Source organism: Azospirillum sp. UENF 312511 (assembly GCF_058780635.1).
Map to the genome: position 1 here is coordinate 404409 of NZ_JBSNCG010000002.1, position 22968 is coordinate 427376.

The window sequence follows — 22968 nt, forward strand, 5'->3', positions numbered from 1 at the left end:
GACGATTGGGCGTTCTTGGCCTGACTGGACCCGATTGACCGGACCCGGCTTCCTGGCCCGGCTTACGCTTGGATTTGGGAAAGATTTGGGCGGGCGAAAAGACGCAAACCGCGCCGACATGCCGCGGAACCGCCGCCGGTCAGGCTTTGTGCGGGTTCGGCGCTCTGTGACATAAAGGCGTCAAGGCGGTTTTGCTGACTGTAAAGAACGCGAACAATAAGGGATGGAAGCGCCATGGATCGTGACGGGAGCAACGGCGAAGGGGACCCCGGCGGCTGGTGGGGCAACGGTGCGCGGACCCTTTTGGCCGGGAGTGCGGGCGCCCCGGACCGGCGCTGGGTGTTCGTGTCCGGCACCTCCGGCTTCGACGCGGAGCGCCGGACGATGGCCGGCGATGTGGAGGAGCAGGCGCGCCAGACCCTGCGCAACATCCGCCGGACGCTGCGGCGATCGGATGCGGATTTGTCGGATGTGGTGCGGATGCGGGTCTATCTGGCCGATGCCGCCGATTTCCCTCGGGTTCAGCCGGTCCTGGCGGAGGAGTTCCGCGACCGGCCGCCCGTCGGCACGACCATGGTCTGCCCGTTGGCCGACCCGCGCGTGAGGATCGAGATCGAGGTCACCGCCCGCTGCTGAGCGTTTCGTGCTGCAGGCTCATGCCTCGCCGATCAGCGTGCGCGCCGATTCGATGTGGCGGCGGGCCTCGCTCAGCAGCGCGCGGTGCTGGGCCAGCGCTTCGCGGATCGGCAGGCGGCTGTTGTAGACGCGCACCTCGTTCAGCAGGCGGTCGGCGCGGTCGAGATGGGCCATCCGTTCCAGGCAGTGGTCGAGCACGAGCATCGTTGTTCCCCTTCGGTGCGGGCTTTTGCCTTTCGCCTCGCGGCTGAGAGGAATAAACCAACCTGTGATGACCGCGTGATTTCAGGAAACTGGCTTTTTCGTTTCGATCGCACGGCAGGATGTTTCAGCCGATTCACCCATCGGTCGTGCAACGAGTGCCTGTTACGGGGTTGTAACCGATTGCGTGCACCCATGGCGGTGAGCTATGAAGAGGACGGGAGGTAACGGCCATGCACATTCTCGCGGTCGATGATGATGAGCCGGTGCGCGAACTTCTGGAGTCCTATCTGGCTTCGGAAGGCTACCGTGTGACCACCGCACCGGACACGGCCGCGGCGAAGAAGGCGTTGGAGAGCGAACCCGTCGATCTGGTGGTCTGCGACCTGCGGCTTCCCGACGGCGACGGGCTGGGGCTGGTCCGCCAGATCCGCACCGAATCGCACATTCCCGTCATCATCCTGTCGTCGAAGGACCAGGATGTGGACCGCATCGTCGGGCTGGAACTGGGCGCCGACGATTATCTGACCAAGCCGTTCAACCCGCGCGAATTATTGGCCCGCATCAAGGCCGTGCTGCGCCGCGTCTCCGGCGAGGGGCGCCCGCCGCGCAGCCCCGACGACCTGCGCGCCGTGGTGCAGTTCGCCAATTGGGAACTGGACCTGACCGCCCAGCGCCTGCGCAGCCAGGACGGGCGCGAGGTCGAGCTGACCAAGGCCGAGTTCGGCCTGCTCGCGGCCTTCGTGAAGCGCCCGCAGCGCGTGCTGACCCGCGACCAGCTTCTGGACCTGACCCGCGCCGACGGGGCGGAGGTGTTCGACCGCTCCATTGACGTGCTGATCCTGCGGCTGCGCCGCAAGATCGAGTCGAATCCGAAGGAGCCGCGGATCATCAAGACCGAGCGCGGCGCCGGCTACGTCTTCGACGCCAAGGTGAAGACGGTCTGAAGCCCGTCCGGCCGTCGGCGGCTGGACGGAACCTTCGGCGCGCGCTAGCCTTTCCGGAAAAGCAGAACCGGGAGGATGCGCGGATGGCCGACCCCATCGATTTCTACTTCGACTTCGCCTCGCCCTACGGCTATTTCGCCAGCCGCCGCATTGAGGAGCTGGCTGCGGCGCATGGCCGCACCGTCACGTGGCGCCCCATCCTGCTCGGCGCCATCTTCAAGGTGACGGGGATGAAGCCGAACCTTCAGCAGCCGTTGCGCGGCGAGTATCTGGTCCATGACGTGGGCCGGATCGCCCGGCTGACCAACGCGCCCTTCACCTACCCCGATTCGGCCCCCGCCAACAGCGTCGCGGCGTCGCGCGCCTTCTACTGGCTGACCGACGAGCATCCCGAGCAGGCGAAGCTGCTGGCCCGCACCCTCTACCATGCCCATTGGGGGGAGGGGCGCGACATCGGCCCCGCCGAGACGGTGGTGGAGATCGCCGGCACGCTCGGCCACGACCGGGCGGCGGTGGCCGCGGCCCTGCAGGACCAGACCGTCAAGGACCGCCTGCGCGCCGAGAACGACGCGGCGGTGGACCGCGGCGTCTTCGGGTCCCCCTTCGTCATCGTCGATGACGAGCCCTTCTGGGGCTGGGACCGTCTGGACATGGTGGAGCGCTGGCTGTCCACCGGCGGCTGGTAAGGCCCGCCGCACAGCAAGGCCCGTTGGGGGAGGGTGGTTGAAAGTCCTGCCATCGGGACCGGCCATGGCGCTATAAGGTGGGCATCACCGACAACCGGTTCGCGCATGGACCAGATCCTCCCCGACCGCCGCTCCAGCAAGGCCGCCGGCTCCGCCCATACGTCCCGGCCGCGCGTCCGCCGGTCTTGGCTGACCGGCGCGGTGCTGACCGCACTGATGCAGGGGATGATCGCCCTGTCCATCCGCTCGGTGTCGGGCGATCTGGCCTTCGCCCTGCTGGGGTCGGTCGGCCTCGTCGTCGGGGCCTTCCACTATCTGTTTCCGGGCAGCCAGTTCTTCAGCCTGGCCTTGGCGAACTTCATCGGCGTCTACGCCTGCGTCTTCGTCTTCTTCCTGGAAAGCAACTTCCACAGCATCCCGTCGCACATCCAGGCCGCCGCCTTCGCGATCCCGCTGATCGCCTTCCTGGGGGGCGCGTGGTGGCGGGCCGACACGATCCGCAGCATCGTGATGTCGCGGCGCCTGCGCGACGGCGGGCATTTCGACCGCATCTTCCTGTGGATGGCCCCGGTCTGGGGCATCGGCGCGTTGACCTTCCTGCTGCCGGGGCGGGAGGTGTCGCCGGAGATGCTGACGGCGATCTTCCTGCTGTCGATGTCGGCCATCGGAGTCGTCGTCGCGCTCGTCGCCCGCGACATCGCCGTCTTCCTGCTCGACGCCGGGCTGCTGTTCGAGGGCTTCTTCCAGCAGGCCTCCCGGCTGGTGCTGCCGGCCTTCGCCTTCCTGACCTTCTATTCCCTGTGCATCATCATGTTCGGCGCCTTCTACACCATCCTCGACCGCTTCATGGTGGAGCCGAACTTCATCATCGACGGCGTGCGCCGCGACCTGACCTTTCCGGAGGGGCTGTACTTCTCGCTGGTCACCTTCGCCACGGTCGGCTACGGCGACATCCACCCGGTGACGGGGGCGGTGCGGCTGGTCTGCGGGATCGAGATCGTGATGGGCGTCCTGCTTCTGCTGTTCGGCTTCAGCGCCATCATCGGCCACGCCGCCCCGCGGGACCGCCGCGACCGCGACGGTCCCCTGTGAACCGCGTCAGGGCGCGAGGAACACCGTTTCGGCCTGATGAACCACCCCGTCCGACAGGCGGGTCAGGGTGAGGGTCAGCGGCATGGAGCCGGCCACCGCGGCGCCAGCGGGGGCGCGGACATGGACGCGGTGGGTCTGCACCGTGTCGGGCTCGGCGCCCAGCACCGGCGCCGCCCCGTCGGCATTCCCGCCGGCCGCCGTCACCGTGGCGCCGCGGGGGCCGGAAACCGTCAGGCGGTAGCCCTGCGGGGCGCGGGTCATGTTGGAGATCTTGACCGTGTAGCTGTTCTGGATCGCGCCGTCGGACAGGGTGACGTAGAGCGGCGCCCGGTCGCGCAGGACGGAGACGTCCACCGTCGGCTCCAGCAGCACGCCCAGCGTCATCATCCCGCCGACCACCAGCATCACCAGCGAGTAGATGATGGTGCGCGGGCGGACCAGCCGGTAGGGCTCCGGCTTGCGGGCCACGGCCTTGGCCTCCTGGGCGGACTGGGTGTCGTAGCGGATCAGCCCGCCGGGGCGCCCGATGCGGCCCATCACGTCGTCGCAGGCGTCGATGCACAGGCCGCAGCTGATGCAGTCCATCTGCAGGCCGTCGCGGATGTCGATACCGGTCGGGCAGACCTGGACACAGGCCTTGCAGTCAATGCAGTCGCCCAGCCCCTCGGCGGAGCGCCCCGCCCAGCTCTGCTCCTTGCGCAGCGGCGCCCGGCCGTCGCCGCGCCAGTCCTGATAGGTGACGGTGAGGCTCTCGTCGTCCAGCAGCGCGGCCTGGATGCGCGGCCAGGGGCAGACATAGACGCACATCTGCTCCCGCATGAAACCGGCCATGGCGTAGGTGCAGGCGGTCATGAACAGGATCCAGCCGGTCGCCACCGGCCCCGGCTGGAAGCGCAGCAGGTCCGTGACGTAGCCCGGAGCGTCCACGAAGTAGAAGAGGGCCGAGGCCCCGGTCGCCAGGGCGATCAGCAGCCAGACCGCGTGCTTGGCCGTCTTCTTGGCCAGCCAGCCGGCGTCGCGCGGGCCCTTGTCCAGGCGGATGCGGGCGCCGCGGTCGCCCTCGATCCACTCCTCCACCTTCACGTAGAGGTCGGTCCACACCGTCTGCGGGCAGGTGTAGCCGCACCAGACGCGGCCGGCCAGCGCGGTCGCCAGGAACAGGCCGACCGCCGCCAGGATCATCGCGCCCGTCAGGTAGTAGATGTGCTGCGGCCAGAGTTCGAGGGCGAACAGGTAGAAGCGCTGGCTGTCCAGATCGAAGAGGATCGCCTGGTTCGGCAGGCCGGCGCCGCGATCCCAGCGCAGCCAGGGCAGCAGCATGAACAGCGCCAGCAGGCCCACCATCAGCGCCGACTTGATGCGGCGGAACCGGCCGCGTGCCGCCTTCGGGTAGATCTTCTGGTGCGAAGCGTAGAACGGAGCCGGGGTCGAGGAAGCCGGGCTGGACGGGGCCGGAGCGGAGGGCGGCGGGGGAAGGCTGGACGAGCGGGCGAGATTCTGCATGGCGTGCCTCTGCGCAAACATCCGCACCACCCGAGCGGTGGCCTGCGGCATGGCGCCGACTGTATGCCTTCAATCGCCGACTCCGCAAGCGCGATTGAATGCATTCAATAAAGGCTGTGTATGGAAAATCCTGATTCTTCGGGGGTCGATCCCAGCAATGCGACACTCTGAAGCAGGCTTTGATGGGCCTCAGATGATGACGCCCGCGGTGGCGGGGGGCAGGACCAGGGCGTCGGCCAGGATCTCCAGCGCGCGGCGGGTCTCGTCGCGGTCCAGCGGGGCGCCCAGGCAGAAGCGCAGGGCCGCGGGCACGTCCGGGGTGGTGGCGAAGGCCTCCGCGGCCACCGCCGAGATGCCCCGGCTGCGCAGGTGGGCGGTGAACTCCCCGCCGGTCCAGCCGTCCGGCAGGGTGAGCCAGAGATGGAAGGCCTCCCGCTTGGTGACGATCCGCTCCGCCGGCAGCAGCGATTCGGCGAGCGCCCGGCGGGCCATGGCCTCCGCCCGGATGGCGTCGCGCACGGCCTCGGCGGTGCCGTCGGCGATCCACAGCCGGGCGATGGTGGCGGACAGCGGGGCGGCGATCAGCGTGGTCGCCCGCTGCGCCACCGCCACCCGGCGGGCCTGCCGGGCGTCGGGCGCTGCCACATAGGCGATGCGCAGCGCCGGGGACACGCATTTGGCAAGCCCGGCGACGTGGTAGGTCAGCTCCGGCGCGAAGGCGGCCAACGGCGGCGGCGCCGTTTCCGGCAGCGGGCCGTAGATGTCGTCCTCGATGATCGGCACGTTGTGGTCGCGCATCGCCGCGGCGACCGCCTGCCGCCGCTCCTCCGGCATGGTCGCGGTGGTCGGGTTGTGGAAGGTCGGGATGCAGTAGAGCGCCTTGGGCCGGTGCTCGGCGAGCGTGGCGCGCAGCGCGTCGGGGTCGATGCCGTCCGCGTCCATCGGAACGCCGACCACCCGCAGCCCGAGTTGGGCCGCGGCGGCGCGGAAGCCGGGATAGGTCAGCGCCTCCGCGCAGACCGTGTCGCCGGGACGGGCCAGGGCGGACAGCAGGGCGAGCAGGGCGGCCTGCGTGCCGGGCGCCACCAGCACCCGCTCCGCCGTCAGGCCGGGCAGGCGATGGCGCAGCCAATGGACCGCCGCCTCGCGGTCGTCCGGGCTGTCGGCCCCGTCCGGGTAGCGCAGCAGGTCCGGCAGTCCCAGAGCCGCGGTGGCCGCGGCGATTCCGCGGTTCATGCGGGCGGTCAGGGTTGTGGAATTCTCCGGCTGCGGCGGCTGGTTCATCGCCATGCTGACGGCCAGCGGCACCGTCGCAACGGTGGTGTGCGGCTCCGCGGCGAAGGGCGGGAGGACATGGCCCGACTTGCGCACGAAGGTTCCCTGCCCGACCCGCGCGTCGACCAGCCCGCGGTGGCGCGCCTCCCCATAGGCGCGGCTGACGGTGGTGAAGTCGATGCCCAGCCGGTCGGCCAGGATCCGCTGCGGCGGCAGCCGGTCGCCGGGCCTCAGCCGCCCCGACCCGATGTCCGCCGCGATGGCGTCCGCGATGGCGATGTAGACGGGCCGGCTGCGGTCCTCCAGCGAGGGTGCCCAGTCGATGGGTTGGGAAGCTGTTTGGGGGGCGGGAAGCGGCGGCATGGCGATCCTTGTAGGGAGGCGGGGCGCTCCCTTCCAGACATAAGACCCGTGATTGTATGGATTGTCAATGTGCGCGTCGGGGAAGCGCGACCGGCCGGGTCCGCCGCCGCATCGACAGCAGGGCCGGCGGGCTGTCCGGGCTGGTGTCGCGCGGGATCGGATGCATAGGAACCTCCTTTCCTCCCACCGGGGACAACAGGCTCCACAGCCGAAGCGTGCGCAGAAAAAAGGCCACCGGGGTGGACCCCGATGGCCTTCGAGTTCTAGGGAGGAAACGTCCAGGACGTCGCACCGGCCGCCGCACCGGCGGCCCACAACGCTTGAACACAAGAAGAAGCATACTAATATATTAATATGAAAGCAAGCGGGAAATCGGGGGTGGCAACCCATTTTCGATGCCGTTCCACGGTTTTGCCGCTTCCGCTTCCGTCCCGCCGGAGCGACGGGACGGAAGCGGCAATCGTAGAGGTCAGCCGCTGTTGCGCAGGCCGGCGGCGACGCCGTTGATCGACATCAGGATGCCGCGCCGCACCCGCTCGTCGCTGCTGCCGGCGCGGTGGCGCCGCAGAAGCTCGACCTGGACATGGTTCAGCGGGTCCATGTAGGGGAAGCGGTTGCGGATCGACCGCGCCAGCAGCGGGTTCTCGCCCAGCAGCTCGTCATGGCCGGCGATGGCCAGCAGATGGCGGCGGGTGCGCTGCCACTCCTCGCGGATGCGGCCGAAGATGCGCTCGCGCAGCTCGACGTCCTCCACCAGCTCCGCGTAGCGCGAGGCTATGGCGAGGTCGCTCTTGGCCAGCACCATGTCCATGTTGGACAGCAGCGACTTGAAGAAGGGCCAAGCGCGGTTCATGCGCTGGAGCAGGGCGAGCCCGTCCGGCTCCTCCTTCAGCCAAGCCTCCACGGCGCTGCCGAAGCCGTACCAGCCCGGCAGCATCAGGCGGCACTGCGCCCAGGAGAAGACCCAGGGAATGGCGCGCAGGTCCTCGATGCGGTCCGACTTGGTGCGCGAGGCCGGGCGGCTGCCGATGTTCAGCGTGGCGATTTCCGAGATCGGCGTGGCCGTGCGGAAATACTGGGTGAAGCCCGGCGTCTCATAGACCAGCCCGCGGTAGGCGCCGAAGGCCAGCTCCGACAGCCGCTCCATGGCCGCGTAGAAGGCTTCCGCCGGCTCGACGCGGTTCTCCAGGTCGAGCAGGGTGGCCTCCAGCGTCGCCGCGGTCAGGACCTCCAGGTTGCGCTGCCCGACCTCGGGGCGCCCGTACTTCGACGCGATGACCTCGCCCTGCTCGGTGATGCGGATCTGGCCGGACACCGCGCCGGTCGGCTGGGCCAGGATCGCCTGATAGCTGGGGCCGCCGCCGCGGCCGACCGAGCCGCCGCGGCCGTGGAACAGCCGCATGCGCACGCCGTGCCGGTCGAACAGCTTCGCCAGCTCGATCTCCGCCTTGTACAGCTCCCAGCCGGAGGTCAGGAAACCGCCGTCCTTGTTGCTGTCCGAATAGCCGAGCATGACCTCCTGCTCGTCCCCGCGCGAGGTGACCAGGGCGCGGTAGGCGGGCAGGGTGAACAGCCGCTCCATGGTCGCCGGGGCCTGCCGGAGATCCTCGATGGTCTCGAACAGCGGGACGATGTTGAGGCCGAGCGCCGGGGCGCCCTCCGCCCCCGGACGCAGCAGGCCGGATTCCTTGAGCAGCAGCGCCACCTCCAGCAAGTCGGACGCGCCGTCCGTCTTGGAGATGATGCTGTTCGGCAGGGCGGCGGGTCCGTAGGTCTCGCGGAGCTGGCGGGCGGCGAAGAAGATCGCCAGCTCGCCCGCCGTCTCCTCCGAATAGGCGTGGTAGGGCGAATGGAGCGGGCGCGGGCTCTGGATTTCCTCGGCCAGCAGGGCGATGCGCTCGTCCTCCGACAGGGCGGCGTAGTCGGCGCAGCGCCCGGCCACGGCCAGCAGCTCCGCCACCGTGCGCTGGTGCACGTCGGAGTTCTGGCGCAGGTCGATGGGCGCCAGATGGAAGCCGAAGGTCTTCACCGCGATGATCAGGCGGCGCAGCCGCCCGGCGGCCAGACGCCCCGCCCCGTGGGCCTTCAGCGAGGCGGCCAGCACCTCCAGGTCGGCCAGCAGTTCGGCGCTGGTCGGGTAGGGATCGCCTTTGCCGACCGCGTTGCGCAGCGCCTCATGCTGGTCGAGCGTGCGCGAGGTCGCCGCCAGACGGGCGTAGATGCCGGTCAGGGCGCGGCGGAACGGCTCGTCGGCGCGGTGCGGCGAGTGGTCGGGCGAGCGCTTGGCCAGCTCCTCCAGTTCCGGCGAGGTGCCGAGCAGCAGCTCGGACAGCGGCAGCTCGCCGCCCAACTCGTGGATTTCGGTCAGATAGTGGTCGAGCGCGGCGGTCGATTGCAGGCGCATCGCCTCGCGCAGGATCGGTGCCGTGACGAAGGGGTTGCCGTCGCGGTCGCCGCCGATCCAGGAACCGATGCGGAAATAGGGCGGCAGCGACCACTGCCGGTCGGGGAAGCGCTTGGCCAGCAGATCCTCGAAGCGGCAGAACAGCTTCGGCAACTCGGAGAAGAAGGTGTCGGTGTAGTAGGAAATACCGTTCTTCACCTCGTCGATCACGGCGAGGCGCTGCGGGCGCAGCATGCGGGTGCGCCACAGGGTCAGGATGGCCTCCTGGAGCGCGTCCATGTTGGCCTCCGCCTCCTCCGGCGTCAGGCGCGAACGGTCGCGGGTGTCGAGCAGGGACGCCACCTTGTGCTCCAGCGCCAGGATGCTCTTGCGCTGGACCTCGGTCGGGTGGGCGGTCAGCACCGGGCTGACCTGTGCGATGTCCAGCACGCCGGCCAGCCGGTCCGGGGCGACGCCGGCGGCCTCCAGCCGCTCCAGCGCGTATGGCAGGGTGCCTTCGCGCGCCGGCGAGCCGGCGATGGCGTGGTCGCGGGTGCGCCGGATGTGGTGCTGGTCCTCGGCGATGTTGGCGAGGTGCAGGAAGTAGGAGAAGGCGCGCACCACCGACATCATCGTGTCGCGCGGCAGGCCGTTCAAAATCTCGGCCATCTCGCGGCGGGCGGAGTTGTCGTCGTCGCGGTTGAAGCGCACCGACGCCTGGCGCACGCTCTCGATGACGCCGTAGACGCCGTCGCCCTCCTGCTCGCGCACCGTGTCGCCAAGCAGGCGGCCGAGCAGGCGGATGTCCTCGCGCAGCGGGAAATCCTTGTCGTCGGTGCCGGTATCGGTGCCGGTTTCGGTGTCGCTGACCGGAGCGGTGGAATGGAGGGCGGCGTCGGTGGTCATCGTGGGTCGCTCCGGCTGTGCGAAGGTGGAACCGTCGAAAGGATCGGCGTGCAACTGTAAAGCAGTTTGCTGCACCCGCTAAAGCCCTTTTTCCCTTGTGGGAGAACGGCTTCGGCACGGTTGCGGACGCCGCCACCCGGGGGTGCCGGTTGCGCTGCGGTGTCCGCACAGATCTATCACTTGGCCGAAGGGCTCGCCACGGCGGCGCGTGATCCTTCCGCCATGCGGTGACGGCTGCTGTTCAGCACCAAAGTTATACTAGTATATCAAATCCGCTGGCAAGACTCGCAGCCTGTTTAGGGGGCGCCGAACCGTCCCGGCGCCAGCCCGACGACGCCGGGCGTGCAGGCGAACAGCCCGCCGGCCAGCGGTTCTCCGTCCGGCGCGCCCTGAGTGGCGGTGGTGATGAACAGCTGGTCCAGCCCCGGCCCACCGAAGGCGCAGGAGGTGACGTTGGACACCGGCAGCCGCACCACCCGATCCAAAGTCCCGTCCGGCCGGAAGCGGCTGACCCGCCCGCCGCTCCAGTGGGCGACCCAGAGGTGGCCCTCGGCGTCGCAGGTCATGCCGTCGGGATAGCCGTCCTCTTCGCCGAAGCGGAGGTGGACGCGCTTGCCGGACAGGGTGCCGTCCGCGGCCAGGGTGAAGGCGAAGATGGTCCGGGACGGGCTGTCGGTGTGGTAGAGCGTCCGCCCGTCCGGGGACAAAGCGGGGCCGTTGCTGACTGTGTAGCCCTCGTCCACCCGCGCCGGGGATCCGTCCGGCTCGACGCGGTACAGCGCGCCCAAGGCATCCTGCTCCGCGTCGTCCATGCTGCCCACCCACAGCCGGCCCGCGGTGTCGGCCATGGCGTCGTTCAGCCGGTTGCCGGGTGTGTCCTCCTCCAGCCGCAGCAGTTCGGGCCCCATCGAGAGCCGGTCGCCATCGAGCGTCAGGCAGACCAGCCGGCGCGAGCGCAGCCCGGCGACGAAGCCGGCGCCGTCCGCCCGCTCGACCAGCCAGCAGGCGGCTTCCTCCAGCGGCCAGTCGCGGCCCCGGCCGTCGGCGGGGCTGTAGCGCAGCAGGCGCGACCCGCGGATGTCCACGGCGAACAGGGCGTTGCGCGACGGCGACCAGACCGGCCCCTCGCCGAGCCTTGCGCCCGCCTCCCAGACACAGTGGGCGTCCATGGTCCCGATCTCCTTACTATTGCTGTCCTGCGGGATGCCGCGGGTCTTTTCGTCACAGGCCCGGGGTGACTTTCGCGGCAAGTCTTTTGCAGCGTTCCGGCGCGGGAAGTGGCAAAAAGAGCGCGTGGCGTTCGCCGGTCCCATGCCCATATGGGGCTTGACCGAACGATCGAACCGAAGTTCGAACCAACGTTTCAAGGCAGTATTTTTCCGAGGGAGGAATTCACCCATGTCTGCCCCGACCCGACTGAAGCCCGGCGTCGTGACCGGAGAGGACTACCGCGCGCTGATCGCCGCCTGCCAGGACGGCGGTTATGCTCTGCCGGCGGTCAACGTGGTCGGCACCAACGGCATCAACGCCGTCCTCGAGGCGGCGGCGAAGAACCGCTCCGACGTGATCGTGCAGCTGTCCAACGGCGGCGCCCGCTTCTACGCCGGCGAGGGCATGAAGGACGCGCTCCAGGCGCGCATCCTCGGCGCCGTGTCGGCGGCCCAGCACGTCCATCTGCTGGCCGAGCAGTACGGCGTCTGCGTCGTCCTGCACACCGACCACGCCAACAAGGGCCTGATTCCCTGGGTCGAGGGCATGATCGGCCACGGCGAGGAGCATTTCCGCCGCACCGGCCGTCCGCTGTTCAGCTCGCACATGCTCGACCTGTCGGAGGAGTCGCTGGACTTCAACCTGTCGGAATGCGCCCGCGTCCTCAAGCGCCTCGCCCCGCTGGGCATGAGCCTGGAGATCGAGCTGGGCGTGACCGGCGGCGAGGAGGACGGCATCGGGTCGGAGGACCTGGACGCCGCCAACAACGCCCACCTCTACACCCAGCCGGAAGACGTGCTGCGTGCCTATGAGGAGTTGTCGCCCATCGGCCACTTCTCGGTCGCGGCCTCCTTCGGCAACGTCCACGGCGTCTATGCGCCGGGCAACGTGAAGCTGCGTCCGGAGATCCTCGGCGCCTCGCAGGCCCTGGTGGCGGAGCGTCACGGCGGCGGCGCCAAGCCGCTGGCCCTGGTGTTCCACGGCGGTTCGGGCTCGGAGAAGGAGAAGATCGCCCAGGCGGTCGGCTTCGGCGTGTTCAAGATGAACATCGACACCGACACCCAGTTCGCCTTCGCCGAGTCCATCGGCGGCTTCGTGCTGGAGAACGAGGCGGCCTTCCGCCATCAGATCGACCCGCAGTCGGGCAAGCCGCTGAAGAAGCTGTACGACCCGCGCAAGTGGCTGCGCCTGGGCGAGCAGGGCATGGTCCGCCGCCTGGACGAGGCCTTCGCCGATCTGGGCGCCGCCGGCAAGTCGCTGGCCGGCTGATCCGTCGGGATGTAGGGGCGGAGGGTTGGCATGGCCGCTCTCCCCCCTACACCGACGGGACCATCCCGATCACCGGCTCCGGTGGCGTCGCGACTGCCGCCGGAGCCGGGGTTGGAGTCAGGACCGGCGCCGGAGGCGCCGTGAAATCCACGGACAGTTGCTCGATCGTCATCGAACCGCCGCCCGCCGCCACCTCCGCGCCGAACTGGAAGCCCAGAATCCAGTCCGTCTCGCTGACGATCCCGCGGGTCTGAAGCTCGTCGAGCAGCCCGTCCAGGTCCAGCGTCCCGGCCAGCCGGTCGTCACCGTATTGCAGGACTGTATTCCCAGTCGATCGGGTTGCCGTCCACCCCGCCGCTGAACACCGGCTTGTTCCACAGGGTGGCGTCGCCCTGCGCGTCGGTCAGCTTGGCGATCGGCTCCCCGGCGGGCGTGAAAAAGCCGCTGTGCAGCCAGACCATCACCTCGTCGGTCACACCCTCGATCCCCTTCTTCGGGTCGTCGCCGATCCATAGGCTGACGGCGACGTTGTAGAGGTTCGTCGCACCGGTCAGGCCGACCTTGTAGGTCACGTCGAAATTCGGCAGGTCGGCGATCCGCGCCGGCAGGTCCATGCTGGTGGACGGCGCGCCGTTCCATGGATTGACGCCGTGCGTCAGCTCCGGATAGGCCCGCACCGGGTAATTCTCGTAGGTCAGGGTACGGCGGCTGTCGTAGGGCCAGCTCCAGCTGATCACCGTGCCGTTGGGAAAAGTCGCCTCGTCGATGGCGATGGACTGGGTGAAGTCCTTGCCGTTGCGGTAACCGCCGGGATTCCAGACGTTGCTGCTGGCCGCCCAGCCGCCGACCTCCAGCCGGTCGGCGCTTCCCTTCAGCGTGGTGGTCATGATGAGGTCCCGCTCCGTCCTGTTCCGTCCGGCGTCGCGGCTTCAACAGAGGCGTGGGGGGATGATTGCGGCGGCGCTCAGCGCTCCATGGACAGCCGGCGGTCGATGTCGCGGGCGAGCCGATCCATCGGGCTCGACGGCTCGATCGTGTCGCGCCACTTGTTGTGCCAGTGAAAGCAGAAGGCACCGGGGAAGAAGCTGTCGAGGGTGTGATCGACCGGCGACGCCTTCATGAAGTCGTTGAAGTGAAGCACCGGATTGTCGATCCATCCGGCGTCGAACCAGGGGCACGGCAGCACGAGAATGTCCATCGGCGTGTCGTAGACCAGGCCGGCCTGCTGGAAACCCCAGCCGCGGCCGCGGTTCCGGATGAACGCGATGTTGCCCCTCATCTCCTCCGACCGCGGCGTGGGGGAGATGTAGATGGCGCCGTTGGGATAGTTCTGCCGCTCCCACCGGTAAGCCAGGATCTTGCCGGGAAACTGGTTCAGGAGGGGTGTGACGCTTCTCAGGAACAGGCAGTCGAGGTCGAACCAGACGCCGCCGTATTTGTAGAGCAGGATGTAGCGGACGATGTCGGAATAGAAGGACGCGTCGAGCGACCGCCCGAAATCGTTCCCCTCAAGAAAGGTGCCGCGGCACTCGTCACGCTCGGAAAAGGCGCGTATTTCGGCGTATTTTCCGATTTCGCTCAAACAGTCGTTGTCGACGCCGTTCTGGGTCCAGACGATGATCCTGTTTCCGTTGCCGCGCGCGTTGAACAGATGGCAGCTTTTCACCGAAATGAGGTGCTTCTCGTTCAGCGCGCCGTCCCAATAGGCGTGGAAGGTGAGCGGCTCGGGCGGGGGCGTTTCGTCCTTGATGAGCTTGGCGACCTCCAGCGCCAGAAGCTCATGGGAGAAATCCTCCGGCGAGAACGTCAGCACTTCCATCGATGGACCCTTCACGACGCCGTTCTTGGGGGGATCTCCCGCCGAAGCCGTTATGCAACAGGTCCGGCGCGGCGGGCAACCTCACCCCTGATGGAAAGCGGGCGCCCTCACTTGCCCTTGCGGGTCAGCAGGAAGGCGAAGACGCCGATGGTCACGACGAACACGCTGACGGCGCCGACCAGGGCGATGTAGGTGGTGGTGTCGAAGTTCATGGCGAAACCTCCATCGGTTGAAGAGACAGGCAGGATCAGGGGGCGAGGAAGACGCTCTCATGCTGGACGGTCAGCCCGTCCGGCTGGCGGGTGATGACGAAGGCCATGGGAGTCGACGGCTGGCGCAGCGCCTCCTTCGTCACGCGGACCAGCACGCGGTGGGTCGCCACGCTGTCGGGATCGGCCTGGACCGGGACGGCGCCGTCCGCCGCCTCGCCCCCGCCGCCGGCCACCGACAGGGCGGCGCCGGGAAGCCCGGTGACGGACAGGCGGTAGGTCTGGGCCGCCCGCGTCATGTTCAGCACCTTGACCGTGTAGGCGTTCTGGATGTCGCCGTTGGATAGGGTGACGAACAGCGGCGCGCGGTCGCGCAGGATGCTCACGTCGACCTTCGGCTTCAGCACCAGCCCGGCGGCCATCATCCCGCCGACGACGGTCAGCAGCAGCGTGTAGATGATGGTGCGCGGGCGGATCGGCTTGAACGCCGGCTTGGCGCCGTTGGCCCGCGCGATCTGGGCGTTCAGGGAATCGAAGCGGACCAGATATCCGGGCCGCCCGATCTTCGCCATCACGTCGTTGCAGGCGTCCACGCACAGGCCGCAACCGATGCAGGCGAGCTGCGGGCCGTTGCGGATGTCCACCCCGGTCGGGCAGACATGGACGCAGGCCCCGCAATCGATGCAATCGCCCAGCCCCATCACCTTGCGCTCCTCCCAGCTTTGCGAGCGTTTCAGGTGGCCGCGGCCCTCGCCGCGCCAGTCCTCATAGGTGACGGTCAGGCTCTCCTCGTCCTGCATCGCCGCCTGGAAGCGCGGCCAGGGGCACATGTAGATGCACACCTGCTCGCGCGCGTGACCGGCCAGCAGATAGGTGGTCGCTGTGAACAGCCCGATGAACAGCAGCACGGACGAGGACGCCTCGAACCGCAGCATCTCCAGCGCCAGGGTCGGGGCGTCGTTGAAGTAGAAGACCCAGGCCCCGCCGGTCAGCAGAGCGATCAGCAGCCACGCGGCATGCTTGGCCGCCTTCTTGCCCAGCTTGGCCGGCGACCAGGGGGCGTGATCGAGGCGGATGCGGTCGCCGCGGTCGCCCTCGATCCGGCGCTCCACCCAGAGGAACAGGTCGCTCCACACCGTCTGCGGGCAGGCGTAGCCGCACCAGACACGGCCGGCGAGCGCGGTGGCCAGGAACAGGCCGATGGCCCCCAGGATCAGCGCGCCGGTCAGGTAATAGACCTGCTGCGGCCACAGCTCGATGAAGAAAAAATACAGGCGGCGGCCCGGCATATCCACCAGCACCGCCTGACCCGGCGCGTTGGGGCCGCGGTCCCAGCGAATCCAGGGGGTGACGTAGTAGAGGCCGAGCAGAAGGATCAGCGTCAGCCATTTCAGCCGGCGGAAGGTGCCGGCGACCGACTTCGGGTAGATCTTGTTGTGCTTGGCGTAGAGGCTGCTCTTGCGCGCGGATTCCGCGGCATGGGAGGCGGTTTGCGGTTCGGTGGTGGAAACGCTCATCATGCTCGTCCGTGGTTCGGCCCGCGGACAAATGGGCAGGGGCGGGGCAGGGGGCGGGCCATCCCCGCAGGCTAGGGAGACGACGCGGCGCCGCCTTTGCGAATCCGCAAACGGACGGGGGTTGGGTGGCGATTTTGTCGGAAGGGGCGCTGGGGTGGGGGCAAGCTCCTCTACCCATCCAGCGCCACCGCCTCCAGCGCGGACAGGTCGCAGACGAAGACGTTCGGCGCCTGCTCGACCACCAGACCCGCGCGCTTGAACTCGGCGATGGTGCGGCTGGCCGTCTCCATCCCGACGCCGAGCATGGCGCCCAGATCCTCGCGGCCCGACAGCAGGACCGGCTCGTTCGGAGCGTCGGCGGCGAGCTTCAGGAACAGCCGGGCCAGCCGCCGGCGGGCGCTGCCGGTGGACAGCTCGGTCAGCCACTCGTCGGCCTGGTGCAGGGATTGGTACCAGCGCTCCATCAGGCGGGCGTGCAGGCGCGGCGTCTCCTTGCTCAGCCGCTCGACCACGGCCCCCGGCAGGCGGCAGGTCTCGGCCTCCTGAAGCACGACGGCGGTGTGCTCGTAGGGTTTGCCGACCAGGACCTCCAGCCCGGCCACGGCGCCCCGGCGGAGCAGCCGGACGATGCGCTGCGTGCCGTCGGGGAGGAACTGGACCAGCTTCACCAGCCCGCCGCGGATCGTGTAGAGGGAGCCGCCCTCGTCCCCCGCGCTGTAAAGCGTGGCGCCGGGCTGGAAGCGCAACTCGTCGATGGGAATGTGGATCAGGTCGAAATCCTGGTCGCGCAGATCGCCGAACAGGACGAGGTCCCGGATGGCGCAACTGCTGCAGCGCGCGGTGCCCAGCCGCGCGGCGTCGATTCCGTTCCGATGCACCTCTGCCCGCCTTCCGTCCGCCGGACCCGTTCCGGTTCCGCCCGAAGCTCCGGAGCGAATTTTACGCGATCCGGTCGAAAAGTTCCAACCGCGTGGATCCGCCCCGGGCGATCTCCCGTATCCTGTCCTACCCCCTCTTCCCACGTTGCGCGCAGCGAAAGGCAATCTATATGACCAATCGCTTATGCCCTTGTTCTGAAGTGGTATTGTCTCACTCCCCCGCCGTTGATAACCAAAGAGATGCCCGCCACGTCAAACATTCGACATTATCTGAAATCATCGAATAGACCGGACGGCGAGCAGGGCATTAAGGAGCGACCTATTGGATTGTCTTTGTTTTCGGAGTGATCGCTGCCGCGAGGATCAGCGCCATGACCGTTGGTGATTTGGACCTCGACGCCTGCAGCCGGGAACCGATCCATCGCCCCGGCAGCATCCAGCCCCACGGCATGCTGTTGGCCTTCTCCGGAAGCGACGCCGGCGCCCCCCTGATCCAGGCCAGCGCCAACGCCGCGCCGGCGCTGTCCCTGCCGCTGGCGCAGGCGTTGGGTCAGCCGCTGGAACGGGCGCTGCACCCGCAGATCGCCACCGCCGTCCGCTCCTTCCTCGCCGCCGGCCCGGTTCCCTCCCGCCCGGTGCCGGTCATCTTGACCGAACTGCCCGGTGCCGGCCGTCACCAGCTTCTTGCACACGCCGTCGATGACGCGGCGGGCAACCGCGTGGTGATCCTGGAGCTGGAGCGGCTGGACGGGCTGGAGACCGACCTCCTCGACCACGTCTACCCGCGCATGCGCGAGGCGCTGGAACGGCTGGACGCGCTGAACGCGCCGACGGATCTTCTGAGCTGCGCCGCGCAGGAGGTCCGCGCGCTGACCGGCTTCGACCGCGTGCTGATCTACCGCTTCGACGCCGACTGGCACGGCACGGTGGTGGCGGAGGACGGGAACGGGCGGCTGCCCTCCTACATGGACCTGCGCTTTCCCGCCTCCGACATCCCCACCCAGGCGCGCGAGCTGTACCGGCTGAACCGCCAGCGGCTGATCCCCGACGCCGGCTACGCCCCGGTGCCGCTGGTCGCGCTGCCGCCGGTCCCCGAAGGAGCGCCGCCGCTGGACCTCAGCTTTTCCGTCCTGCGCAGCGTGTCGCCGGTGCATGTGCAATACATGCGGAACATGGAAACCGCCTCCTCCATGTCGGTGTCGATCCTGCTGCACGGGGCCCTGTGGGGGCTGGTTTCCTGCCATCACCACAAGCCGAAGGCGGTGTCCTACGCCGTGCGCTCGGCCTGCGACCTGATCGCCCAGATCCTGTCGGTGCGCATCGCCGCGGTTGAGGACCGGCGCGACGCGGAGCACCGCATCGCCCTGCAGGCCATCCAGGCGCGGTTGCTCGCCGCCATGGCCCAGGCCGATCCCTTCATCGCCGGCCTGACCGAGCATCCCGACGACCTGCTGCGCTTCGCCAACGCCAGCGGGGCCGCCGTCGTCTTCGAACGGCGCTGCACGCTGGTCGGCGACACCCCGACGGAAGAGCAGGTGCGCGGCCTCGTGGACTGGCTGGCCGCCCAGGGCGAGCCGGAGCAGTTCGAGACCGACAGCCTGCCCGCCCTCTACCCGGCCGCGGCGGACTTCGAAGGCAAGGCGGCGGGGCTGCTGGCCATCGCCGTGTCGAAGCTGCACGCCAGCTACGTGCTGTGGTTCCGGCCCGAGGTGGTGCGCACCGTCCGCTGGGGCGGCGATCCGCGCAAGCCGCTCGCCCGCGACGGGCGGGGGCAGGGACAGGGGTTGAGTCCGCGCGCTTCCTTCGAGACCTGGAAGGAGACGGTGCGCCACCGCGCGCTGCCCTGGACCGCGGCGGAGCGCGACACCGCCGCGGCGCTGCGCCACGCCGTCATCGGCATCGTCCTGCGCAAGGCGGAGGAGCTGGCCGCCCTGTCGCGGGAGCTGGCGCGCTCCAACAAGGAGCTGGAGTCCTTCTCCTACTCCGTCTCCCACGACCTGCGCGCCCCGTTCCGCCACATCGTCGGCTACGCCGAACTGTTGCAGGAGCTGGAATCGGACCGGTTGAGCGACACCGGAAAGCGCTATCTGAACGTCATCGTGGACGCGGCCAACAGCGCCGGCACCCTGGTGGACAACCTGCTGCACTTCTCCCAGATGGGGCGCAGCGAGCTGACCCCCGTCTCGGTGGACATGAACACCCTGGTGGCGGAGGTGCGGGAGACGCTGGCACCCGACACCGCCGGGCGGGCCATCGAGTGGGACATCGCCCCGTTGCCCACGGTGCGCGGCGATCCCGTGATGATGCGGCTGGTTCTGCAAAATCTTTTGTCGAACGCCATCAAATATTCCCGCAACCGGGAACCGGCGCGCATCGCCGTGGGTTGCGAAGACCGGCCCACCGAAACCATCTTCTTCGTCAGGGACAACGGGGTCGGCTTCAATCAGGCTTACGAGAAGAAGCTGTTCGGGGTCTTTCAACGGCTGCACCGCAACGAGGAGTTCGAAGGCATCGGCATCGGTCTGGCCAATGTGCGTCGCGCCGTGGACCGCCATGGCGGACGGACCTGGGCCGATGGGCGGCTCGACAAGGGGGCCATCTTCTACTTCACGCTGCCGAAGGCCGGGACGGCGAAACCCGATCTGCGAGACCTCGATGAGTGACCTGAAACCCATCCTGCTGGTCGAAGACAACCCGCGGGACCTGGAACTGACCCTGGCGGCGCTGGAGAAATGCCAGCTCGCCAACGACGTGATCGTCGCCCGCGACGGCGAGGAGGCGTTGGGTATGCTGACCCGCCGCGATCCGGAAACCGGAAAGCCGACCCAGCTTCCCGCCGTCGTCCTGCTCGACCTCAAGCTGCCGAAGATCGACGGGCTGGAGGTGCTGGAGCGGGTGAAGAGCGATCCGGAGACCCGGCACGTCCCCATCGTGATGCTCACCGCGTCGCGCGAGGAAAGCGACCTCGTGCGCAGCTACAAGCTGGGCGTGAACGCCTTCGTGGTGAAGCCGGTGGATTTCAAGGCGTTCTTCCAGGCGATCCGCGACCTGGGCGCCTTCTGGGCGATCCTGAACGAACCCCCGGTCGGCTGCACCCGCCGCCCGGCGGGAATCCCGCCCGCGGGAAAAGGCGCCTGAAGGAATGCCCGCCGGAATGCCCGCTGCCGTGACCATCCTGCATCTGGAAGACAGCCCGCTGGACTGCGAGTTGGCCTGCGCGCGCCTGCGGAAGGCGGGAATCTCCTGCGACGTGACCCGCGTGGACACCCGCGCGGCCTTCGAGGCGGCGCTGGTCAAGGCGGTGGGAGGTCAGCGCTTCGACTTGATCCTGGCCGATTTCTCCCTGCCGGACTTCGACGGGCTGGCGGCTCTGGAGATCGCCAAGGCCCGTGCCCCGGAAACCCCCTTCCTGTTCCTGTCCGGGCGCATGGGGGAGGAGACGGCGGTGTCGGCGCTGAAGATGGGCGCGCGCGACTATGTGCTGAAGCAGCGGCTGGCCCACCTCCCCGCTGCGGTGGAGCGGGCGATCGTCGAGGCGCGCACCCTGGCCGAGCGGCGGCTGGCCGAGGAGAACCTGCGCCGGCTGCGGCAGGCCATCGACGACATCCGCGACTACGCCATCGTCACGCTGGACCTGGAGGGCCGCATCACCTCGTGGAACGAGGGCAGCCGCCGCCTGTTCGGCCACACCGAGGGGGAGGCGCTGGGCCACCCGCTGTCCCTGCTCTTCGCGCCGGAGGAACGCTGCGCGGAGAACATCCGCGGCCTGCTGGCCGGGGTGGCGGAGAAGGAGCGCTGCGAGGTCGAATGGATCCATGCGGCGCGCGATGGGCGGCGCTTCTTCGGCTCCACCGTGCTGACCGTGGCGCGCGACGCCACGGGCGCGCCGGCCGCCTATTCGGTGGTGGTGCGCGACATCACCGATCGCCGCGCCTCGGAAATCGCGCTGCGCGACAGCGAGGCCAAGTTCCGCGCCATCGCGGAAAGCATGCCGCAGCTCGTCTGGTCGGCCCCGCCGGATGGTCTCCCCGACTACTACAACCTGCACTGGTTCGCCTACACCGGCACCCGGCCGGAGGCGATGACCGGCGCGGCCTGGATGGATGTGGTCCATCCGGACGACCGGGCGCGGACTGCCGCCCTGTGGACCGCCGCGGTGCGGTCGGGCGATTTCTACGAGGTCGAGTACCGGCTGCGCGAGGCCGGGGGCCGGTACCGCTGGTTCCTGGGGCGGGCGGTGCCGCTGCGCGATGGGGACGGGCGGATCACCCGCTGGTTCGGCACCTGCACCGACATCGACGACGCGGTGAAGGCCCGCGCCGCCCAGGCCGACGCCCGCGAGGATCTGGAGCGGCAGGTGGCCGAGCGCACGGCGGAGCTGGTGGCCGCCAACCGCCGGCTGCTGGGCGAGGTGGCGGAGCGGCAGCGCGCCCAGGCCGACCTCAGCGCGCTCTACGCCAAGACCCCGGTGCCGCTGCACTCCCTGGACGCCGAGGGGCGGCTGCTGAGCGTCAGCGACCGCTGGCTGGAATTCATGGGTTACGAGAGCCGGGGCCAGGTGCTCGGCCGCAACATCACGGAGTTCATGCCGCCGGACGTCGTGCGGGAGCACCGGGAGCACCACTGGCCGGAGCTGCTGCGGCTCGGCGCGTTCCAGGACATGCCCTACCGGCTGGTCAAGCGGTCGGGGGAGGTCGCCGACGTGCTGGTGTCCGCCCGGGTCGAGCGGGACGGGTGGGGCGGTTTCCTGCGCACCATGGCCGCGGTGGTCGACGTCTCCGCCCGCCTGCGCGCCGAGGCGGAGCGCGAGCGGGCCGAGGAGGCGCTGCGCCATTCCCAGAAGATGGACGCGCTGGGCCAGCTCACCGGCGGCATCGCCCATGACTTCAACAACCTGCTGACGGCGATCTCCGGCAATCTGGACCTGCTGCTGTCCCGGCTGGACACGGCGGAGCGGGCGGACCTGCGCGACTACGCCAGCCACGCCAAGGTCGGGGCAACCCGCGCCGCCGGGCTGACGCAGCGCCTCCTCGCCTTCGCCCGGCGGCAGCCGTTGCGCCCCGACGCGACGGAGCCCTGCGTGCTGGTCCAGGGGATGGAGGACCTGCTGCGCCGCACGGTGGGCGAGCAGGTGTCCATCGCGACCGACTGTCCGCCGGACGCTTGGGCGGCCTGGTGCGATTCCAACCAGCTGGAGATCGCCCTGCTGAATCTGGTGGTGAACGCCCGCGACGCCATGCCGGACGGCGGGCGCATCACCATCACCGCCGCCAACGCCCATCTGACGGCGGCCGACGTGGCGGGCGATGCCTCCGGTGCGGCGCCCGGCGATTATGTGGTCCTGACCGTCGCCGACACCGGCATGGGGATGCCGCCCGACATCATCAAGCGCGCCTTCGACCCGTTCTTCACCACCAAGCCGATCGGGCAGGGGACCGGGCTGGGGCTGTCGCAGGTTTATGGCTTCGTCAGCCAGTCGCACGGGCTGGTGCGCATCGACAGCGAGGCCGGGCGGGGCACCGCCGTGCGCCTCTACCTGCCGCGCTGCGACGGGGAGGAGGGCACCAGCCTTGCGCCGGGGGCCGCTGCGGCGCCTGTCGCCGACGGTGCGGTGGACGGCGCGGTGGACAACACCGCCGGAACCGTGCTGCTGGTCGAGGACGAGGCGCTGGTTCGCATGGTTGCGGTTCAGGCGCTGGAGGACGCCGGTCTGGACGTGGTCGAGGCGTCGGATGGGACGGAGGCGCTGGAGCTGCTGGACGGCGGGCTGCGCGCCGATCTGGTGGTGACCGACGTCGGGCTTCCCGGCATGAACGGGCGGCAACTGGCCGAGGCGGTGCATGAGCGGCGGCCCGAGCTGGGCGTGCTGTTCATGACCGGCTACGCCTACGACGCGACGCTCGGCACCGGCATTCTGGAGCCGGGTTGCGAGGTGCTCCAGAAGCCCTTCGAGACGACGGCCCTGGTCGCCCGCGTCACCGGCATGCTGGCCCACACGCGGGGTGGCGGCGGCGGGGGTGGCGTCCTGCGCGAATCTGTCCCGGAACGCCACTGCGATTGATGCGTTACTCTCCT

The 22968-nt window shown here is 69.2% G+C and carries 18 protein-coding genes; 8 read left to right on the forward strand and 10 right to left on the reverse strand.

Translation table 11 applies throughout. The features are described from left to right. Positions 1-234 precede the first annotated feature (234 nt). A complete protein-coding gene (locus tag ACWPN7_RS10255; protein ID WP_459197305.1) occupies positions 235-636 on the forward strand; it encodes a Rid family hydrolase in 402 nt (133 codons plus the stop codon). A gap of 18 nt (positions 637-654) precedes the next feature. Here ACWPN7_RS10255 and ACWPN7_RS10260 read toward each other — a convergent pair whose 3' ends face one another. Next, on the reverse strand, positions 655-840 hold the full coding sequence (locus ACWPN7_RS10260; RefSeq protein WP_035682515.1) for a hypothetical protein: 186 nt from the start codon (positions 838-840) through the stop codon (positions 655-657). A gap of 230 nt (positions 841-1070) precedes the next feature. On the opposite strand from ACWPN7_RS10260, the gene ACWPN7_RS10265 reads away from it, so the two are divergent. The 3 genes from ACWPN7_RS10265 to ACWPN7_RS10275 all read left to right on the forward strand — a co-directional run bounded on the left by ACWPN7_RS10265 (position 1071) and on the right by ACWPN7_RS10275 (position 3562). Beyond that, positions 1071-1784, forward strand: a complete 714-nt coding sequence (locus tag ACWPN7_RS10265) for a response regulator (RefSeq protein ID WP_040138062.1) — start codon at positions 1071-1073, stop codon at positions 1782-1784. A gap of 83 nt (positions 1785-1867) precedes the next feature. Next, a complete protein-coding gene (locus ACWPN7_RS10270; RefSeq protein WP_014199879.1) occupies positions 1868-2470 on the forward strand; it encodes a 2-hydroxychromene-2-carboxylate isomerase in 603 nt (200 codons plus the stop codon). 105 nt (positions 2471-2575) lie between these two features. Next, positions 2576-3562 (forward strand): potassium channel family protein, encoded by a 987-nt coding sequence (locus ACWPN7_RS10275; RefSeq protein ID WP_459197307.1) that lies wholly within the window; start codon positions 2576-2578, stop codon positions 3560-3562. A 6-nt stretch (positions 3563-3568) separates the two neighbouring features. Here ACWPN7_RS10275 and ccoG (ACWPN7_RS10280) read toward each other — a convergent pair whose 3' ends face one another. The 4 genes from ccoG (ACWPN7_RS10280) to ACWPN7_RS10295 all read right to left on the reverse strand — a co-directional run bounded on the left by ccoG (ACWPN7_RS10280) (position 3569) and on the right by ACWPN7_RS10295 (position 11161). Beyond that, positions 3569-5065 (reverse strand): cytochrome c oxidase accessory protein CcoG, encoded by a 1497-nt coding sequence (gene ccoG / locus ACWPN7_RS10280; RefSeq protein ID WP_456530678.1) that lies wholly within the window; start codon positions 5063-5065, stop codon positions 3569-3571. Between the two features lie 189 nt (positions 5066-5254). Next, a complete protein-coding gene (locus tag ACWPN7_RS10285) occupies positions 5255-6703 on the reverse strand; it encodes an aminotransferase-like domain-containing protein (RefSeq protein ID WP_459197308.1) in 1449 nt (482 codons plus the stop codon). Positions 6704-7172: 469 nt separating this feature from the next. Then, positions 7173-9992: a phosphoenolpyruvate carboxylase gene (gene ppc / locus ACWPN7_RS10290; protein WP_492273267.1), complete on the reverse strand. Its 2820-nt coding sequence runs from the start codon at positions 9990-9992 to the stop codon at positions 7173-7175. Between the two features lie 296 nt (positions 9993-10288). Continuing rightward, positions 10289-11161, reverse strand: coding sequence for an SMP-30/gluconolactonase/LRE family protein (locus tag ACWPN7_RS10295; RefSeq protein WP_459197310.1), 873 nt, complete (start codon positions 11159-11161; stop codon positions 10289-10291). Between the two features lie 229 nt (positions 11162-11390). Here ACWPN7_RS10295 and fbaA point away from each other — a divergent pair, with 229 nt between their 5' ends. Then, positions 11391-12470 carry a class II fructose-bisphosphate aldolase gene (gene fbaA, locus ACWPN7_RS10300; RefSeq protein ID WP_040138070.1) on the forward strand — a complete coding sequence of 360 codons (1080 nt, stop codon included), beginning with the start codon at positions 11391-11393 and terminating at the stop codon, positions 12468-12470. A 46-nt stretch (positions 12471-12516) separates the two neighbouring features. Here the strand turns inward: fbaA and ACWPN7_RS10305 are convergent, their stop codons facing one another. The 5 genes from ACWPN7_RS10305 to ACWPN7_RS10325 all read right to left on the reverse strand — a co-directional run bounded on the left by ACWPN7_RS10305 (position 12517) and on the right by ACWPN7_RS10325 (position 16893). Next, complete coding sequence (locus tag ACWPN7_RS10305) at positions 12517-12642, reverse strand: hypothetical protein (protein WP_492273268.1); 126 nt, start codon at positions 12640-12642, stop codon at positions 12517-12519. A 130-nt stretch (positions 12643-12772) separates the two neighbouring features. Continuing rightward, on the reverse strand, positions 12773-13357 hold the full coding sequence (locus tag ACWPN7_RS10310; RefSeq protein WP_492273269.1) for a GH12 family glycosyl hydrolase domain-containing protein: 585 nt from the start codon (positions 13355-13357) through the stop codon (positions 12773-12775). A 77-nt stretch (positions 13358-13434) separates the two neighbouring features. After that, on the reverse strand, positions 13435-14289 hold the full coding sequence (locus ACWPN7_RS10315) for a glycosyltransferase (protein WP_456530682.1): 855 nt from the start codon (positions 14287-14289) through the stop codon (positions 13435-13437). Positions 14290-14536: 247 nt separating this feature from the next. After that, on the reverse strand, positions 14537-16015 hold the full coding sequence (gene ccoG, locus ACWPN7_RS10320; protein WP_459197311.1) for a cytochrome c oxidase accessory protein CcoG: 1479 nt from the start codon (positions 16013-16015) through the stop codon (positions 14537-14539). A 170-nt stretch (positions 16016-16185) separates the two neighbouring features. Beyond that, complete coding sequence (locus ACWPN7_RS10325; protein WP_459197312.1) at positions 16186-16893, reverse strand: Crp/Fnr family transcriptional regulator; 708 nt, start codon at positions 16891-16893, stop codon at positions 16186-16188. Positions 16894-17264: 371 nt separating this feature from the next. Here ACWPN7_RS10325 and ACWPN7_RS10330 point away from each other — a divergent pair, with 371 nt between their 5' ends. The 3 genes from ACWPN7_RS10330 to ACWPN7_RS10340 are packed head-to-tail and all read left to right on the forward strand — an operon-like array spanning position 17265 to position 22954. Then, a complete protein-coding gene (locus ACWPN7_RS10330) occupies positions 17265-19556 on the forward strand; it encodes an ATP-binding protein (RefSeq protein WP_459197313.1) in 2292 nt (763 codons plus the stop codon). Beyond that, positions 19549-20031, forward strand: a complete 483-nt coding sequence (locus ACWPN7_RS10335) for a response regulator (RefSeq protein ID WP_040138079.1) — start codon at positions 19549-19551, stop codon at positions 20029-20031. The genes ACWPN7_RS10330 and ACWPN7_RS10335 overlap by 8 nt, the downstream gene beginning before the upstream one ends. A 16-nt stretch (positions 20032-20047) precedes the next feature. Further along, complete coding sequence (locus ACWPN7_RS10340) at positions 20048-22954, forward strand: PAS domain S-box protein (RefSeq protein ID WP_459197314.1); 2907 nt, start codon at positions 20048-20050, stop codon at positions 22952-22954. Positions 22955-22968: the final 14 nt, after the last annotated feature.

Bases quoted from the DNA above. Each gene is read 5' to 3' on its own strand.
- ACWPN7_RS10310 (WP_492273269.1), bottom strand. From the start codon at position 13,357: ATGACCACCACGCTGAAGGGAAGCGCCGACCGGCTGGAGGTCGGCGGC.
- ACWPN7_RS10260 (WP_035682515.1), bottom strand. From the start codon at position 840: ATGCTCGTGCTCGACCACTGCCTGGAACGGATGGCCCATCTCGACCGC.
- ACWPN7_RS10255 (WP_459197305.1), top strand. From the start codon at position 235: ATGGATCGTGACGGGAGCAACGGCGAAGGGGACCCCGGCGGCTGGTGG.
- ACWPN7_RS10340 (WP_459197314.1), top strand. From the start codon at position 20,048: ATGCCCGCTGCCGTGACCATCCTGCATCTGGAAGACAGCCCGCTGGAC.
- ACWPN7_RS10305 (WP_492273268.1), bottom strand. From the start codon at position 12,642: ATGACGATCGAGCAACTGTCCGTGGATTTCACGGCGCCTCCGGCGCCG.
- ACWPN7_RS10270 (WP_014199879.1), top strand. From the start codon at position 1,868: ATGGCCGACCCCATCGATTTCTACTTCGACTTCGCCTCGCCCTACGGC.
- ACWPN7_RS10295 (WP_459197310.1), bottom strand. From the start codon at position 11,161: ATGGACGCCCACTGTGTCTGGGAGGCGGGCGCAAGGCTCGGCGAGGGG.
- ccoG (WP_456530678.1), bottom strand. From the start codon at position 5,065: ATGCAGAATCTCGCCCGCTCGTCCAGCCTTCCCCCGCCGCCCTCCGCT.
- ACWPN7_RS10275 (WP_459197307.1), top strand. From the start codon at position 2,576: ATGGACCAGATCCTCCCCGACCGCCGCTCCAGCAAGGCCGCCGGCTCC.
- ACWPN7_RS10285 (WP_459197308.1), bottom strand. From the start codon at position 6,703: ATGCCGCCGCTTCCCGCCCCCCAAACAGCTTCCCAACCCATCGACTGG.
- ACWPN7_RS10330 (WP_459197313.1), top strand. From the start codon at position 17,265: ATGACCGTTGGTGATTTGGACCTCGACGCCTGCAGCCGGGAACCGATC.
- ACWPN7_RS10315 (WP_456530682.1), bottom strand. From the start codon at position 14,289: ATGGAAGTGCTGACGTTCTCGCCGGAGGATTTCTCCCATGAGCTTCTG.
- ccoG (WP_459197311.1), bottom strand. From the start codon at position 16,015: ATGAGCGTTTCCACCACCGAACCGCAAACCGCCTCCCATGCCGCGGAA.
- ACWPN7_RS10335 (WP_040138079.1), top strand. From the start codon at position 19,549: ATGAGTGACCTGAAACCCATCCTGCTGGTCGAAGACAACCCGCGGGAC.
- ACWPN7_RS10265 (WP_040138062.1), top strand. From the start codon at position 1,071: ATGCACATTCTCGCGGTCGATGATGATGAGCCGGTGCGCGAACTTCTG.
- ppc (WP_492273267.1), bottom strand. From the start codon at position 9,992: ATGACCACCGACGCCGCCCTCCATTCCACCGCTCCGGTCAGCGACACC.
- fbaA (WP_040138070.1), top strand. From the start codon at position 11,391: ATGTCTGCCCCGACCCGACTGAAGCCCGGCGTCGTGACCGGAGAGGAC.